General features: G+C 39.5%; 14 protein-coding genes. 9 read left to right on the top strand and 5 right to left on the bottom strand.

From position 1 onward, the window contains the following. Positions 1 to 17: 17 nt before the first annotated feature. Positions 18 to 2,201 carry a catalase/peroxidase HPI gene (katG, locus tag AB3N04_RS10420; RefSeq protein ID WP_368505933.1) on the bottom strand — a complete coding sequence of 728 codons (2,184 nt, stop codon included), beginning with the start codon at positions 2,199 to 2,201 and terminating at the stop codon, positions 18 to 20. Between the two features lie 213 nt (positions 2,202 to 2,414). Continuing rightward, positions 2,415 to 3,794 carry a tetratricopeptide repeat protein gene (locus AB3N04_RS10415; protein ID WP_368505932.1) on the bottom strand — a complete coding sequence of 460 codons (1,380 nt, stop codon included), beginning with the start codon at positions 3,792 to 3,794 and terminating at the stop codon, positions 2,415 to 2,417. A 217-nt stretch (positions 3,795 to 4,011) separates the two neighbouring features. Here AB3N04_RS10415 and AB3N04_RS10410 point away from each other — a divergent pair, with 217 nt between their 5' ends. From AB3N04_RS10410 to AB3N04_RS10395, 4 genes are all read left to right on the top strand, one after another. Continuing rightward, positions 4,012 to 4,425: a DUF2892 domain-containing protein gene (locus AB3N04_RS10410; RefSeq protein WP_368505931.1), complete on the top strand. Its 414-nt coding sequence runs from the start codon at positions 4,012 to 4,014 to the stop codon at positions 4,423 to 4,425. A 249-nt stretch (positions 4,426 to 4,674) separates the two neighbouring features. Then, positions 4,675 to 5,172 (top strand): L,D-transpeptidase family protein, encoded by a 498-nt coding sequence (locus AB3N04_RS10405; RefSeq protein ID WP_317123722.1) that lies wholly within the window; start codon positions 4,675 to 4,677, stop codon positions 5,170 to 5,172. A gap of 211 nt (positions 5,173 to 5,383) precedes the next feature. After that, entirely contained in the window at positions 5,384 to 6,499 is a 1,116-nt protein-coding gene (locus tag AB3N04_RS10400) for an NAD(P)/FAD-dependent oxidoreductase (RefSeq protein WP_368505930.1), read from the top strand. Between the two features lie 82 nt (positions 6,500 to 6,581). Then, positions 6,582 to 7,211, top strand: coding sequence for a peptidylprolyl isomerase (locus AB3N04_RS10395; RefSeq protein WP_368505929.1), 630 nt, complete (start codon positions 6,582 to 6,584; stop codon positions 7,209 to 7,211). Between the two features lie 43 nt (positions 7,212 to 7,254). Here AB3N04_RS10395 and AB3N04_RS10390 read toward each other — a convergent pair whose 3' ends face one another. After that, positions 7,255 to 7,755: a ferritin gene (locus tag AB3N04_RS10390; protein WP_368505928.1), complete on the bottom strand. Its 501-nt coding sequence runs from the start codon at positions 7,753 to 7,755 to the stop codon at positions 7,255 to 7,257. 210 nt (positions 7,756 to 7,965) lie between these two features. On the opposite strand from AB3N04_RS10390, the gene AB3N04_RS10385 reads away from it, so the two are divergent. From AB3N04_RS10385 to AB3N04_RS10375, 3 genes are all read left to right on the top strand, one after another. Beyond that, positions 7,966 to 9,270, top strand: a complete 1,305-nt coding sequence (locus tag AB3N04_RS10385) for a uracil/xanthine transporter (protein ID WP_368505927.1) — start codon at positions 7,966 to 7,968, stop codon at positions 9,268 to 9,270. Positions 9,271 to 9,343: 73 nt separating this feature from the next. Then, on the top strand, positions 9,344 to 9,991 hold the full coding sequence (locus tag AB3N04_RS10380; RefSeq protein WP_368505926.1) for a peroxiredoxin: 648 nt from the start codon (positions 9,344 to 9,346) through the stop codon (positions 9,989 to 9,991). A 99-nt stretch (positions 9,992 to 10,090) separates the two neighbouring features. Then, on the top strand, positions 10,091 to 10,420 hold the full coding sequence (locus AB3N04_RS10375) for an antibiotic biosynthesis monooxygenase (RefSeq protein ID WP_368505925.1): 330 nt from the start codon (positions 10,091 to 10,093) through the stop codon (positions 10,418 to 10,420). A 30-nt stretch (positions 10,421 to 10,450) separates the two neighbouring features. Here AB3N04_RS10375 and AB3N04_RS10370 read toward each other — a convergent pair whose 3' ends face one another. Both AB3N04_RS10370 and AB3N04_RS10365 read right to left on the bottom strand, forming a co-directional pair. Beyond that, positions 10,451 to 11,485 carry a FecCD family ABC transporter permease gene (locus AB3N04_RS10370; protein ID WP_368505924.1) on the bottom strand — a complete coding sequence of 345 codons (1,035 nt, stop codon included), beginning with the start codon at positions 11,483 to 11,485 and terminating at the stop codon, positions 10,451 to 10,453. Continuing rightward, positions 11,485 to 12,513: a FecCD family ABC transporter permease gene (locus AB3N04_RS10365; protein ID WP_368505923.1), complete on the bottom strand. Its 1,029-nt coding sequence runs from the start codon at positions 12,511 to 12,513 to the stop codon at positions 11,485 to 11,487. The genes AB3N04_RS10370 and AB3N04_RS10365 overlap by 1 nt, the downstream gene beginning before the upstream one ends. Positions 12,514 to 12,636: 123 nt before the next feature. Between AB3N04_RS10365 and AB3N04_RS10360 the strand changes: the two genes are divergently transcribed. Both AB3N04_RS10360 and AB3N04_RS10355 read left to right on the top strand, forming a co-directional pair. Next, the gene (locus tag AB3N04_RS10360; RefSeq protein WP_368505922.1) at positions 12,637 to 14,190 is read left to right on the top strand and encodes a helix-turn-helix domain-containing protein; all 1,554 of its coding nucleotides are present in this window, start codon (positions 12,637 to 12,639) and stop codon (positions 14,188 to 14,190) included. A 101-nt stretch (positions 14,191 to 14,291) separates the two neighbouring features. Then, positions 14,292 to 15,278, top strand: coding sequence for an ABC transporter substrate-binding protein (locus AB3N04_RS10355; RefSeq protein ID WP_368505921.1), 987 nt, complete (start codon positions 14,292 to 14,294; stop codon positions 15,276 to 15,278). Positions 15,279 to 15,399: the final 121 nt, after the last annotated feature.

Raw genomic sequence — 15,399 nt, 5'->3', positions numbered from 1 at the left:
TAAAAAGATTTGTTATTTTATTTAAGATCGAAACGATCTGCATTCATGATCTTGACCCAAGCAGCAATAAAGTCATGAACAAACTTCTCTTTGCTATCGTCTTGCGCGTATACTTCGGCAAGGGCACGAAGTATGGAGTGTGAACCGAAGACTAGGTCTACTCTCGTTGCAGTACGAACAACTTCCCCAGTTTTACGATCATGTCCTTCATAAACACCGCCATCTACAGGCTTCCATTCGATCCCCATATCAAGTAGGTTCACAAAAAAGTCGTTTGTGAGGGTGCCAACACGATCAGTGAAGACACCGTGCTGTGTGCCACCATGGTTAGTTCCAAGAACACGCATGCCACCAATCAATACAGTCATTTCTTTTGCAGATAGGTCTAACAGCTGAGCCTTGTCTACTAGAAACTCTTCTGGTTTTATACTATACTCTTTCTTCTGATAGTTGCGGAAACCATCAGATACTGGCTCAAGTACTTCAAAGTTCTCTACGTCTGTCTGTTCTTGTGTGGCATCACCACGTCCAGGTGTAAAAGGAACCGTTACATCAATGCCTGCATCGTTTGCTGCTTTTTCGACTGCTGCACTACCGCCTAATACAATCAAGTCAGCCATGCTAATTTTTTTATCAAGACCACTTTGAATGCCTTCTAAAACTGTTAATACTTTTGAAAGCTTCTCTGGTTCATTGGCTTCCCAGTTCTTCTGTGGTTCAAGACGGATACGTGCACCATTGGCACCGCCGCGCTTATCTGAATTACGGAATGTGCTTGCGGAAGCCCAAGCAGTACTAATAAGTTCGCTCAAAGTAAGCTCGGAAGCCAATATTTTTGTTTTTAGCTCATTTATTTCTGCATCTGATAATTCATAATCTACCTCTGGGATCGGATCCTGCCAAATGAACTCTTCTTCTGGAACTTCTGGACCTAGATATCTATCACGAGGCCCCATGTCACGGTGGAGTAACTTGAACCACGCATGAGCAAAGGCATCGGCAAACTCGTCTGGATTCTTGTGGAAGCGACGAGAGATCTTTTCATAGTCTGGATCCATACGCATGGCCATGTCTGCTGTCGTCATCATCGTCGGAACCCGTTTAGATGAATCTTCTGCATCAGGTGCAAGATGTTCTTCATCAGGGTTTACTGGCGCCCATTGATATGCACCTGCAGGACTCTTTGTTAGCTCCCATTCATATCCGAACAGCATATCGAAATAACTCATGTCCCATTTTGTAGGAGTCGGAGTCCATGCACCTTCAATTCCACTTGTAATGGTAAAGGCACCATGACCAGTTTCATGTGTGCTTTTCCAGCCGAAGCCTTGGTGTTCAACGAGTGAACCTTCTGGCTCTTCGCTAACATGTGAAGGATCACCTGCACCGTGTGCCTTACCAAATGTATGTCCACCAGCTGTGAGTGCCACTGTTTCTTCATCGTTCATTCCCATACGTTTAAAGGTATCACGGATATCGCGTGCACTTCCAAGCGGATCGGGTTTGCTGTTTGGACCTTCAGGATTCACATAAATCAAGCCCATCTGAACAGCAGCAAGTGGGTTTTCCAAATCACGTTCGCCGGAGTAACGATTATCTCCAAGCCATTCTTTTTCAGGACCCCAGTTGACGTCTTCCTCAGGATGCCAGATGTCTTCGCGCCCTCCACCAAACCCAATCGTTTTTCCTCCCATGGATTCAATTGCTACATTCCCTGTGAAAACGAGAAGGTCGGCCCAAGAGAGCTTATTGCCATATTTCTGTTTAATTGGCCAAAGTAGCCTACGGGCCTTATCAAGGTTTCCGTTGTCAGGCCAGCTGTTAAGAGGAGCAAAGCGCTGAGAGCCACTTCCACCGCCACCACGACCGTCTACTGTACGGTATGTACCTGCTGCGTGCCAGGACATACGGATAAAGAACGGACCATAATGGCCGTAGTCTGCAGGCCACCAATCCTGACTATCAGTCATAAGATTATGAAGGTCCTTCTTCAAGGCATCGTAATCCAGCTTTTTAAATTCTTCTGCGTAATTAAAATCTTCACCTAGTGGGTTCGTCTTCGTGTCATGCTGGTGAAGAACATTCAAGTCTAGCTGGTTAGGCCACCAGTCTTTGTTTTTCGTACCTCTAGAAGAATTATTCGAACCACCTTCACCTGTAAAAGGGCACTTTCCTGCGTTCTCATTTTCTTTCATATCCATACGTAACTCCCCTTTCGTTTTAAGAAGATTAACTAGCAAACAACCATCCATTACAATGGTCAAAACTAAAAAAAAGAAACAATATTAATTCTTACATTGTAATTATAATAAATTATGACTGAAATAAAAAGAAATATGCAATAGATTTAAAAAAATTTAAAGATTTCAGTGAAAAGTTGTGAGTTACAACAGGTTAAATGATCAATTCATTATTTAAGATGAATGCTTCATTTGTTTGAGGAGGTTATGGTACGTTTCCACCTCTTTGTGTTTACCTACTTTTTGATAGGCCTTAGCGAGCCATTGAATAGGTTCTACTTGATTGGAATGCAACTCCATCTCCCAACTAAAGCATTCGATAGCCTTTTCATATTGGCCCAGATCATAATAATGCATACCTAGTTTTAATTGATTTTCTGCATCTTCGACCAGATGGTACATGTCGCTAATCTTAGAAAGCGATGGAATGTCGCTGGTTTCTTCGTTTAGCTTTAAATGGGTATAAATATCAGCCAACGTATGACGGTTTAGCAAATTCGGTAAAGTTGCCCTGATTATTTTTTCGAATGTTTGAGGCGATTCGCGTACTAATGGTAATAATCTCTGTGTGATAGATTGTAGCGAGAGTTCAAGCTTAGAAATGGATAAGTGGTTTAACAAGTCGGGTAGATCACGAATGTCCTTTTTTGAGAGAGGAAATGGGTAATGAAAAAGTAAACCAACTGCGGCGTCAGTTTCTTTATTTTTAATTAAACGTTCGTAAACATCTTGGTGTAAGCCTGTTTTAGTTGATACCACCGGAAGAAGAGATCGTAGGAATGATAAAACTTCATCATTCGTAAAGGTATTATTTAATACAGTAATAAGATTCTTATATTCTGTTGGGCTAGGACGTTTGATAAAAACATTGATATAAAGGATGAGGGAGTCGATAACTCGATTTTCCTCCTGATAGAGCTCTAACAATTGAGTGTAATTATTGGAATGAAAAAGTTGTTGTTCTACATAGAGGGGATCTGTAGTCATAAGGGTAATGAAAGGTGAAAGGAAGTATTTTTTTGCATGGGCATAATCGGCATGTTCAATAGCAGAGCGGAGCCATTCTTTTTGGTAGCCTCGCGAAAGTAACACGATTCCTAGGCGATAGGCAGCTAATAATTTTCCATCGCGACGCAACGTATAGAAGACCTCTTTAAGAAAAATATCAAGTTGTTCACTTGGAATATAAGAATCAAAATATGAGTAGATCAGGGCTGTCTCTATAGAGGAATAGTGTTTTTTTATTTTAGTTAGTAAAGCACCCGGAGAGATAATTTTTAAGGAGGTAGCAGCAGGTAGCAGCAGGGAGAAGAGGGGACTAGGTGCATGAATACAAGATCCTTTTTGCTCTAGGTGCCCTAAGAATGAAGCTTGGTCAAATTCAACTAATGGCTGGACAGTTAAGAAGTCGTCTTTATAAAAGAATAGCAAATAGTGAAGGTTATCAGACCCCACGCATTCAATAATTTTACCCTGTTGAAAAAGAGTAAGTTTATTGGCTTGTAGGATTATTTGTTCTTGATTGTGGTTTAATATCCATTCAGTTGGATGCATAGAAAAACCCCCTTTACGTCACTATAACATATTTTCTGACTCCAGATCTAGAATGAAGAATTTGATAAGGTCAGGGTGCTATTACTACAAGGAACACGATAATTATAGGTAGACCATCACTCCAGATTGTCCTCATTCTTCTTGCCTCTTACTCCATATAAATGTTTTATATGATTATTAAGAGGGGGAAACTACAAATGAAAGGAGAGTGAGTTCAGTGGAAATAATATTACCAAGCACCTTTGAGAGAGTAGAAGAGCATACCAGTGATAAAGTAAATCTTAAGATTTCTGAACAGACGAAAAGAAATATTAATTACTACAGGGGCAAAAGCTACAATGAGATCGAAAGGCGTCTTAAAGACCTCGATGCTGAATGGGATACAGAGCGGGTCCTTGAGGCAAATGCTTCTTCACTCATCCTTGTAGGCACCGCCTTAGGTTTTGCAGTGAATCGTAAATGGCACTTGTTATCAGGCGTGGTTGGAGGCTTCCTTTTACAGCACGCTCTACAAGGATGGTGTCCCCCACTATCTGTTATAAGACGGATGGGGGTAAGAACGGCCACCGAGATTAACGAAGAAAAAACTGCGCTTAAAGAGATAAGGGGAGATTTTGGCTCTGGAAAGTGAAGATAAGTAGCTTCAATAATATAATTAGTGAAGATTAGCTAAACCGGTAAGAGGATTTACCTGTTTTTTAAGCGAAAAAGGTTATGGTCAATGGTAAATAAGAGTCAGACTGGAATTATTAAAATCGTTACAATCGTATTGCGCCTAGTATTAGGGGTTAGTCTAAGTAATTATTTTCATTAGATGAAATAAATAGGATCCTCCTACTCATAAGATAAAGTAATAATCCTATGAGTAGGAGGTTTTTTTATGTATCAGCATATTGTTAAACCAGGTGAGACGTTATTTTCCATATCTGAAGATTACCGCACTCCATATGTCACTATTGTAAAAGCTAATAACATCCAAAATCCAAATTTAATCTTTGTTGGTCAGCCTATTATCATTCCAGGCATACCAGATCCTAACCAGATTCCTTTTATGATTGAAGTGTCAATAGGGAGTCGAACATTAACTTTGTATGAAAACGGTCAAATACGTAAGGTTTATCCGATTGCTGTTGGGCGTATGCTATTTGATACACCTGTTGGAGACTTTATTATTGTTAATCGCCAACCGAACCCAGGAGGTCCGTTTGGTACTCTATGGTTATCTTTGTCTAAGAAAAGTTATGGAATACACGGTACAAATGATCCAGCTTCAATTGGTCAGGCGGTATCTAGAGGGTGTATTCGCATGTACAATCAAGACGTCGAGGAATTGGGATCAATCGTTCCCAATGGTACAAGAGTAAGAATTAATGCTTGATGACTTGGAGTTTATGAAAATTAGTCTTCCCGATAAATGTTAAAAAACCACTAGCAAATTTCTATGAAGATACTCAATTTCCTCCACCAATTTAATGGATGAAGAGAGCCTATTTAGATCGAAAAACTGAGTAGGCTCTTGAGTTGATTGTAGAGTCTGGAATGTTCTTGTACACTACTACTATAAACTGATGTAGAAAAAGGTGTGGAGAATGAGTACATATATTATTGTTGGGGCTGGAATTCTTGGAGCGTCTACGGCTTATCATTTAGCCAAAGTAGGTGCAACGGTTACGCTCATCGATCGCGGAGATAAAGGTCAAGCGACCGATGCGGCAGCCGGCATTGTTTGTCCATGGCTAACACAACGTCGCAATAAAGCTTGGTATCAGCTTGCTAAAAATGGAGCGAGGTATTACCCGGAATTAATTAATGAATTAAAGGAATTGGGAGAAACAGAAACGGGATATGCGAAGGTTGGTGCGATTAGTCTTCATACGGATGAAAGTAAACTTATAAAAATGGAAGAAAGAGCTAGAGCTCGATTAGAGGATGCTCCTGAAATTGGAGAGATTACTCGCTTATCCCCAATAGAAGCAAAAGAGCTACTACCTGTGCTTGCCGACGGCTACGGAGCCGTACATGTAAGTGGTGCTGCTAGGGTGAATGGACGAGCTTTAAGGGAAGCCTTAATTAATGCTGCAAAGAAGTATGGAGCAACCTATCTTGAAGGAGAAGCTCATTTAATTCATGAGGGTAATCAAGTACGTGGGGCAAAGCTCGGGGCTGAATCTATGTATGCTGATCAGGTAATCGTTACCGCAGGTGCTTGGGCAAAAGAGTTATTTCAGCCACTTGGTGTTACTTTTAAGATCGAACCTCAAAAAGCTCAAATCGTTCATCTTGAATTACCAAATACAGATACGTTGACTTGGCCAGTTGTCATGCCGCCTAATAATCAGTATTTACTCTCGCTTGAAGATGGTCGGATTGTAATTGGTGCTACACATGAGGATGAGAAAGGCTATGATAGACGTCCTACTCTTGGTGGGATGTATGAGGTTTTTGATAAAGCTTTAAGTATAGCTCCTGGTTTAGCAGATTGTACGGTTCTTGAAACGAGAGTAGGGTTTAGGCCGGTTGCCCCTAATTTCTTGCCAATTATCGGGCCGCTTCCAAATTGGGATGGTATCCTTCTTGCTAATGGACTTGGGGCATCTGGTTTAACAGCTGGACCTTACCTTGGAGGTGAGTTGGCAAAACTCGCGTTAGAACAGCCAACTGAAATTGACATTGAACTGTATGATGTTGCAGGTGCTGTAGAATAAGTTTGGTGGAAATATGATTATGTAGAGAATGATCTAGCTGTAGTATAATAAATAGGATTACGATGGAAAGAAGGGTTTAATTATGAAAAAGATGGTGTTACATTGGAGTCTTTTACTGATCGCATTGATGATGCTCGTTGCATGCGGACAATCTAGTGATGAAGAGATGAATGAAGTAGACGAACAAGATAGCGATGAAGTTGCAAGTGATGCGGATTCTCCTATCGTGACAATGGAAATGGAGAATGGCGGAGAAGTTTTAATTGAGCTTTATCCAGGTGTCGCTCCAAAGACCGTTGAAAATTTTGTATCGCTTGTTGAAGAAGGATTTTATGATGGATTAACTTTTCATCGGGTTATTCCTGGGTTTATGATTCAAGGAGGGGATCCTGACGGGAATGGTACAGGAGGTCCTGGATACTCGATTGAAGGTGAATTTAGTAGTAACGGATTTGAAAATAATTTAAAGCATGATCGTGGCGTTATTTCAATGGCACGATCTCAAGATCCTAACTCAGGAGGCTCCCAATTCTTTATTATGGTGGCCGATACGCCTTCTTTAGATGGTGAATATGCATCTTTTGGTAAAGTCATTGAAGGAATGGATGTAGTCGACGAGATTGTTGCAGTGGAAACAGTACCTGGAGATGCTCCGGTAGAAGGACAAGAGCAGATTATTAAACAAATGACAGTTGAGGTTTCAAACGATTAAAAAGGTGCCCCACAGAATTCATGTTCTGTGGGGCTATTTATTCTTACTCAGGAGTAAACGTTCGTTTTGAGAATTCATCATCCATCATGAAGAACGTGTTACTATCATCGTCAATCCGTTTTAACTTGTGAATAATACTATCAAACATATCTTCTTCTTCTACTTGTTCTTCAATAAACCATTTTAAAAAGTTAATTGTAGCGTGCTCTCTTGTATCCCACGCTAAGTCAGATAATTGATAAATTCGTTTGGTTACTTCTTTTTCTTGGGTTAAAGCTTTTTCAAATACATCCAAAATTGAACTGAATTGATTGTTAGGGGTTTCGAATCCAGTAATGGTTGCCCTCTCTCCTAAAGCGTTAATGAAATTATAAAATTTCATCGCGTGAAACCGCTCTTCTTCAGCTTGAACTAAAAAGAAATTAGCAAAGCCATCAATACTTTCTGATGAGCAATAAGCTGCCATTGCCATGTAAGTATGGGCGGCATAAAATTCATAGTTCATTTGTTCATTTAAAGCATCAAGTAATTTCTCATTTAACATATAAACGCCTCCTTTATAAGCACTTTATATAGTATACCAACATCCCTTAAGATTTCATGCTATCTTTCTAATCGTTTCCCTTATTTTCCTCAAATGAAACGAAGAGAGCGAATGGCTGTCAGTTCATCCCTTTAATTGAAAATAAAAGACTTTCTTTTTTCGACTGTCTAAAGTTATCCTTAAAAGATAACAAACAAATAGGGTGATCACATGAAGAATTGGACTTCGGCTTTTACATTAACCTCATCTGTACAATGGTTGTTTTTTATCTTTGCCAATACCATTGTTGTCCCCCTTTCTATAGCGGTAGCTTTCGAAGTTCCACCTGATACGGTAAAACTTATGCTCAGTGGTTCGCTTATTTTTACAGGCTTAGCTTGTGTGATTCAAGGTTTATTTGGACATCGCTACCCTCTAATGGAAGGGCACTCAGGGCTGTTATGGGGTGTTATGCTGAATTTAGGGTTATCAGCTTCAGAGATGGGAATGAGTTATTCGCAAATAGGTGGGGGCCTTGCAACTGGTATTCTGTTGGCTGGCGTTGTAACCATATTACTCGTGCTTTTGAACTTAATTCAATATGTACAACGGATCTTTACGCCTATGGTGATGAGTGTTTATTTATTTCTACTCACGTTTCAATTAATTTTTGTATTCTTTCAAGGGATGCTAGGTATTACAGAACAGGGTAAGATTAATATTCCAATTAGTATCCTTTCATTTGTTCTTGTGATCTTTGTAAGTGTGTTGAAAATTAAGGGCTCTAAAACAATAAGCAATTTCTCGATTTTAATTGGAATAGTAGTGGGGTGGATCTGTTTTGTATGGTTATTTCCAAATGAAGCAGAGCCTGTAGTTACACAAGGATTTTCCGTTGCTTTGTTTCCCCTTGGTACACCGAATTTAGAGTATGGGATTATAGCTGTTGCTTTCTTTGCAGGCATATTAAATTTAACAAACACTGTTGCTTCGATTCAAGCAGCTGCTGAACTCTTCACAGAGGTACCTAACCAGAACCAATATAAGCGCTCGTTTTTTTGGACTGGTTTCTTTTCGATAATTGTCTCGGGCTTTGGCCTTGTACCATATACACCTTTTACATCATCAATTGGCTTTTTGCAAAGTACGCAAATTTATAAAAAAGAACCCTTTTTAATTGCTGGGGGCTTATTATCGTTAGTAGGGTTGATTCCAACAGTTACAGCCTTTTTAATTACTTTGCCAATCTCAGTGGGGAATGCCGTTCTTTTCGTTGCCTATTTACAGCTGTTTGGTACGGCATTTAATAGTTTAAAAGGAGAGATATTTACATCTAATACCATCTTCAGGCTTGCTGGTCCTTTATTAATTGGAGTGAGTTTAATGACGATTTCTCCTCAAGCCTTCAGTGATTTTCCTATACTACTTCAACCAATCTTATCAAACGGCTTAATCATGGGCGTCGTGATTTCCATCTTCTTAGAAAAACTTATTGTTTGGGAAAAGGTAGATCACTATTTGAAAAAAGCTTCTTAGAAAAGGAGCTTTTTTAATTGATTCAGTACTAGGAAAGTGACATAACGCATGGGAATTTTCATACAGTAATAAAATGAACGGGGGTGAGAGGTTGAACCAACATCAAGAGGAAGAATTTACTGTTAATGATGTTGATCGTTGCGAAGTTCCTTTTTGTGCACAGACAAATGATGTAGCACCGCTTTTCTCTGCAGATGTTTACCATGCTATAACAGATTCAATTAATAAAGTTAATCTTGTTGATTACCGAGGGAAATGGACCGTACTGTTATTTTACTCGAGTGATTTCACATTTGTATGACCGACTGAATTGGCGGCGGTCGCTGCTCTTTATCCTGAGTTTCAAGCACTAGGAGCTGAAGTTTTAGGAATTAGTACGGATAGTGTTTATGCTCATAAAGTTTTTACAAAGGTTTCACCGAATGCAGCAAGAGTTCAGTACCCTCTTGTGAGTGATCGAAACCAAATGATTAGTAGAGCTTATCGAGTTTTTAATCCTAATGCGGGAGCTGCTATGAGAGGAACGGTTATCATTAATCCACAAGGTGTGATCAAAGCTAAGTTCGTATATCCTCCGGAAGTTGGCAGGAATGCTTTTGAAATTTTAAGATTGCTACAAGGTTTGACGTACAATCAAGAAACGGGGCAAGGAGTCCCAGCTAATTGGGTTGCGGGGCAAGCAGGGATTGTACCTGACATAGGACTAATAGGAGAAGTTTAGAAAGCGCCAGGTTTAAAGGCGCTTTTCTATTTTTTTAATTGAAAATGATAATCTATATCAATTATAATGATTTTATACATATGAAGGAGGTACTAATTCATGTTTGCACAAATTAAAACACTTGTAGTAGAAGAAGGGTATGCCGGAAAAATGGTTGAAAAGTTTTCTACGCCTGGGATCATTGAGGAGCAGCCTGGATTTCTTGATTTAACCGTTTTACAAAAGAAAAAACGAAAGGGTAATGAAGAGATACTCGTCCTCATTCGTTGGGAATCTGAAGAAGCGTGGAAAGCATGGGAAACAAGTGAAGTACATCTAGCTGGACACCGAGAAAATCGAGGTAAACCAAAGCCAGAGTTTATAATTGAAGGAAGTCAAGATGTCTACCATGTCATTGGACAAAAAGAATACAGAGCACTTACTAAATAACAAAAGCCCATCCTTTTGGATGGGTCTTTATTATGTTTTAAAGCCAGAACCTCTACGATTGAGCAACATGTATATAAGGTAAGGGGCGCCGACAATCGATATGACAATACCTATTGGAATATCTGCCGGAGCAAGGATGTTTTTTCCGATCATATCTGCTAAAAGAAGAATCAGCATCCCGATTAGAGCAGAAGCAGGCAAAAGACTGTAATAATTTGGCCCTGTTAAGCGTCTAGCTATATGCGGGGCTAATAAACCTAAAAACGAAATACCTCCTCCGACAGCTACACAAGCTCCTGCCAATGCAGCAGCCAGACTAAGTAACAGCCTTCTTTCGAATTCAACATTCATACCTAGAGAGTAGGGAATTGGATCACTTATCTGTAATAAGTTTAATGTTTTGGCTTTGAAAAAAGCAAACGGTAGCAATACCACAATCCAGGGAAGTAGGGCATATACGTAACGCCACTGCGTACCCCAAATACTCCCTGTTAACCAAATGGTTGCTTCCTGAAAATCTCTAGGATCCATTTTCAACTGCACAATTATGAGCAAAGCTCCGCATAGAGCATTAAAACCAATCCCTATTAACAGCAATCTCCCAGGGTCGACGCCATCTTTCCATGAAAATGTATAAATCAGTATTGCAACCGTTAGTGCCCCGCAAAAGGCAAATAACGGTAACATAAAAGGAGATTGGAAAATTCCTAGAGCTTCGTTGCCTTTAAATAAGAAAATACATAATACAACGGCAAGTCCTGCCCCCGCGTTAATTCCCAGAATTCCTGGATCGGCTAATGAATTGCGAGAGAGGCCCTGCAAGATTGCTCCTGAAACGGCAAGTCCTGCTCCAATTAAAAGGGCTATTATCATACGAGGTAATCTTAATTGAAAAAGGATAAGTTCATGTTGAGGAGTTCCTTCTCCGCGCAATGTTGTTCCAATCTCGCTAATACTAATAGGTAAAACACCGGTCTGTAGACTGAAAATAAAAGTACCTAAAATGAACAACAGAATCACCAATAATGGCTTTTTTGATTCTTTAAAGGCTGCGATCCATTCCATTAAAGATTCCTCCTTTTCATGCGAGCTAAGTAAAGAAAAAATGGCACTCCAATAATCGCAGTGAGTGCACCTACTGGCGTTTCAAATGGAGGATTAATCATACGTGCACCAATATCCGCAATGATAAGGAGGAAAGCACCAATTAAAGCGCTTGTTGGTAAAATGTGGCGATAATCTACTCCTACTAAGGAACGTACAATGTGAGGAACTACCAAGCCAATAAACCCTATGGCACCGGCAATAGACACAGCAGCTCCAGATAAAAGTACTACAGCAGTGATACTAAACCAACGTACGCGGTGGAGGGAATGTCCCAGCCCAGTAGCTACATCATCTCCCATTGTTAAAGTCGTTAAAGAACGGCTCATCATTAGAGCGATTAACAATCCCGTTATCGTGATAGGAAACAGTATGTATACATGCACCCACTTAGAGCCGGATAGTCCTCCAGCAAACCAAAAACTTAAATCTTGGGCAACCTGAAAATACAGAGCTAATCCAGTTGATAATGCACTAAATAACATACTTAGAGCAGCCCCAGCTAAAGTAAGTGTTACAGGGGATAGCTGTTCCCTGGAGATGATTGTAAATAACAATACTAAAACAGCGCCAAGGGCAGCACCAATAAACGACCATCCTAATAATCCCCAATAGGAAATACTAGAAAAGAAGGATAGAGCAATGGCAATAGCAAGTCCAGACCCTTGTGTGATCCCAATAATAGAAGGATCAGCAAGAGGGTTGCGGGTTACTCCTTGCATAAGAGTACCGGCAATGGCTAGTGCAGCTCCTACTAAGGCAGCTGTTAAAGCTCTTGGAATCCTTACTTCAAAAATAAGGTGATGTTCAAGTAGTTCTGGGTTGAAAGAAGTAAAGGACTCAATAATAACCGAGGGGGGGATCCACACAGCCCCTAATCCTATGGAGATAGTAATACTAATTGCTACTCCAATTAAACCAATTAGCATCCAAATTAACGGGCGTGAATTCATAGCTTGCTCTCTAGACGTTTTTACTAATGAAGGCATAGTAGTATCCACCTTTTTCAAAAAAAAGTAGTGAAAATGATTATCATTTTCGGTATGATCGATTATAAATCTACTATTATTTTGGTAATATTGTCAATTTAAAATTTGGAGGAGTTAATAAAAATGAATAAAACTAAACTCTTTTCTTCTACATTCATAACCGCTTCTTCTCACAAGCTAGAAGAAGGAGGAGATATAGATATAAAACTCGGAAGTGATCAAAGTCTTTTAATCTATGTAGTGACAGGTCAAATTAAATATGAAGAAAATTCGAGGAATCAAACCATACAAGAAGGAGAAGCACGGTGGTTGAAGACACACCTGTTTAATGCATATGCTGTGACAAGAAGTATTGTATATAGCGCAGTGGGATCTAGGGAAGGTTTAAGTGAGGATGAAAAATTTCCTGAATTAGCTACTAATAAGCGAACTGCAAAATTAGTTCCACTATGGGCACCTCTTTTAGAAAGGGATTGCCATAGGACGTTCTCTCATTATTGTCAAAAACAATCGGCATGGTGGAATCTATTAGCTCAACTTACAGAAGAGAATCAAATAATAAAGGAAGAAATGGTTGAAATTGCGTCTCAACTAAGTGAGCAACTAGTGGATGCTCCTACAGTAGCCGATCTTGCTGAAAAAGCGAGAATGACTCCGGCTTCATTTTCTAGAGCATTTCGAAAAAGAACGGGGTATTCACCTAAGGAATTTTTGAATAATGAGAGGATAAACAAAGCAAAGCAGCTCATGATTCAACAGCAAACCGTGACATTAAGAGAGATAGCTCTTCAAGTAGGCCTACAAGATGAATTTTATTTTAGTAAGCTTTTTAAGAAAAGAACGGGAGTATCACCGACTACTTTCTTAAAAAGAATAAAAAAAAGAGTAGCAGTAGTTAGTCAATTATTTCTACAAGATCACTTACTAGCTTTAGGGGTTCAACCTATTCTCTCCATGGGATATCCCTCACTATTTCATTCAAGCGGCCTGCCGAGTTATTACAAAAATGAGATGGTTGGAAGTTTAATTATTAATGCTGAAGATGGCTGCTCTCCCAAAGAAGTGGTCTCTTTAAGCCCGGATCTAATTATTAAAACCCCTTTACGTGATGAAGAGAAGCTATCGGTTTTATGGACACATCATACTAATGTCCATACACTCTCTTTTCAGACTCAATGGGAGAATTATTTAATAGAGATTGCTAACATCATCGATAGAAGTGAGTATGTTGATGAAATTATCCGTGAAGTACGGTCGCTAGAAAGGTGGGCAAACAACCAATTACAATCTATCACCACTCATGGACATTGGGCAGTAATCTGGATTAGAAAAGAAGAAATCAGGCTTTATGGAAAAGGTGGACATGCTAATTCTGATTTATTATTTAAACGATTAGGATTTAAAGCACATCCTCAGTTACCTGAAAGTGGTTATGAAATCATTTCGATTGAGAGACTTTTAGAGATTAATCCTGAAAAATTGCTTATCTTATGGAGTGATGAAGCTGATGTGACAAGCGCAACTGAGTTGAGAGCCTGGTCCGAGATGAAAGCTGTGAAGAAGGGAAATGTCTACTATCCAAACAGTTTGGAATGGGATCCTTGGGGGCCTATTGGTAGAAAACACATGATCAATGAGCTGGTTCAATATTTTCTACAATTTCCATATAAAGAATGATTTGTCTATGAATAAAGACAAAAATGACCATGGTTTTATCAATTGATAAACATTATCATTGATAATGAGTTTCATTATTGATTATTTAGGGGGAAACAGGAATGAAGAAGAGCGTTAAATTATGGGCACTATTATGTGTGTTTGTAATTGTCACATTAACGGCTTGCGGTAGCAGTGAAGAGACAGCGGCTGTAGTTGAGGAAGAGACGAGTGAAGTAGAGACAGAGCAACAAGATGATTCAATAGTAGATGAGGAAGTAGCAGAGGGAACTTTTACGGTAGAGCATATCTATGGCGAAACTGAGGTCCCTGTTAATCCAGAAAAAGTAGTTGTATTATCACATGTTTCTTGGGAGGGTTCATTAGTATCAGTCGGTGTCAAACCTTACGCCGTTATGGCTTATGATAACGAGTTTCCTCCACACTTAATTGAGGAGCTAGAAGGTGTAGAGGCCTTACCGTATGCTGATGAAATCAATCCTGAGGAAATTGTACAGTTAAACCCCGATTTACTCATTATAAGTGACCGTTATGAGCCACTATATGAACAGCTATCAGATTCAATTCCAACAGTTGTAGTGGAAGTAGGGGGAGATTGGAAAGATGACCACCTAAAAGTAACCGAAGCAGTAGGTAAGCTTAATGAAGGTCAAGAAGTGATTAATAAACTTGAAAATGAAGCAGAAGAAATTGGGAATCGCATTCGTGAGAGCGTGGGTGAAGAAACGTTCATGGCGGTTTCAATAAATAAAAAAGATATCCGAGTCTATGGAAGAAATAACCATGCGACAAATGCTTTATTATTCGATGACCTTAAGTTAACACCAGCAGAAAATATCCCTGAAGATTTTGGAGAGAATATTTCTATTGAAGGATTAGTGAAGTACAACCCCGACCATATTATTGATGTTACTTACTTCAACAGCGGGGAGTACTATGATTCTATTACCCAAGGTGAAGTTTGGAATGGGTTAGAAGCTGTAAAAGAAGACAATGTCCATACATTAACTACGACTTGGGGTTTCTGGGATCCAATTGAAAGGGAGAAAGGCTTGCAAGAAATTGAAGAGTTGTTACTGAATGAATAGTTTACATACACTGAGTTCAGTAGTAAATAGTGAGGGAGAAATGCGGGGAAACCCGTTTTTTCTTCATTTCTAAATGAGAATAGGTATCAATTAGTAGGTCGATAGAAGGAGAAAGGATGAG

The sequence above is a fragment of the Alkalihalophilus sp. As8PL genome, assembly GCF_040939795.1.
GTDB classification, from domain to species: domain Bacteria; phylum Bacillota; class Bacilli; order Bacillales; family Bacillaceae_D; genus Alkalihalophilus; species Alkalihalophilus lindianensis.
Note: the sequence above shows the minus strand (reverse complement) of the source record. Positions and strands in the feature narration are given on the sequence as shown.

Bases quoted from the DNA above. Each gene is read 5' to 3' on its own strand.
- AB3N04_RS10400 (WP_368505930.1), top strand. From the start codon at position 5,384: ATGAGTACATATATTATTGTTGGGGCTGGAATTCTTGGAGCGTCTACG.
- AB3N04_RS10395 (WP_368505929.1), top strand. From the start codon at position 6,582: ATGAAAAAGATGGTGTTACATTGGAGTCTTTTACTGATCGCATTGATG.
- AB3N04_RS10405 (WP_317123722.1), top strand. From the start codon at position 4,675: ATGTATCAGCATATTGTTAAACCAGGTGAGACGTTATTTTCCATATCT.
- AB3N04_RS10385 (WP_368505927.1), top strand. From the start codon at position 7,966: ATGAAGAATTGGACTTCGGCTTTTACATTAACCTCATCTGTACAATGG.
- AB3N04_RS10375 (WP_368505925.1), top strand. From the start codon at position 10,091: ATGTTTGCACAAATTAAAACACTTGTAGTAGAAGAAGGGTATGCCGGA.
- AB3N04_RS10360 (WP_368505922.1), top strand. From the start codon at position 12,637: ATGAATAAAACTAAACTCTTTTCTTCTACATTCATAACCGCTTCTTCT.
- AB3N04_RS10365 (WP_368505923.1), bottom strand. From the start codon at position 12,513: ATGCCTTCATTAGTAAAAACGTCTAGAGAGCAAGCTATGAATTCACGC.
- AB3N04_RS10355 (WP_368505921.1), top strand. From the start codon at position 14,292: ATGAAGAAGAGCGTTAAATTATGGGCACTATTATGTGTGTTTGTAATT.
- katG (WP_368505933.1), bottom strand. From the start codon at position 2,201: ATGGATATGAAAGAAAATGAGAACGCAGGAAAGTGCCCTTTTACAGGT.
- AB3N04_RS10390 (WP_368505928.1), bottom strand. From the start codon at position 7,755: ATGTTAAATGAGAAATTACTTGATGCTTTAAATGAACAAATGAACTAT.
- AB3N04_RS10415 (WP_368505932.1), bottom strand. From the start codon at position 3,794: ATGCATCCAACTGAATGGATATTAAACCACAATCAAGAACAAATAATC.
- AB3N04_RS10370 (WP_368505924.1), bottom strand. From the start codon at position 11,485: ATGGAATGGATCGCAGCCTTTAAAGAATCAAAAAAGCCATTATTGGTG.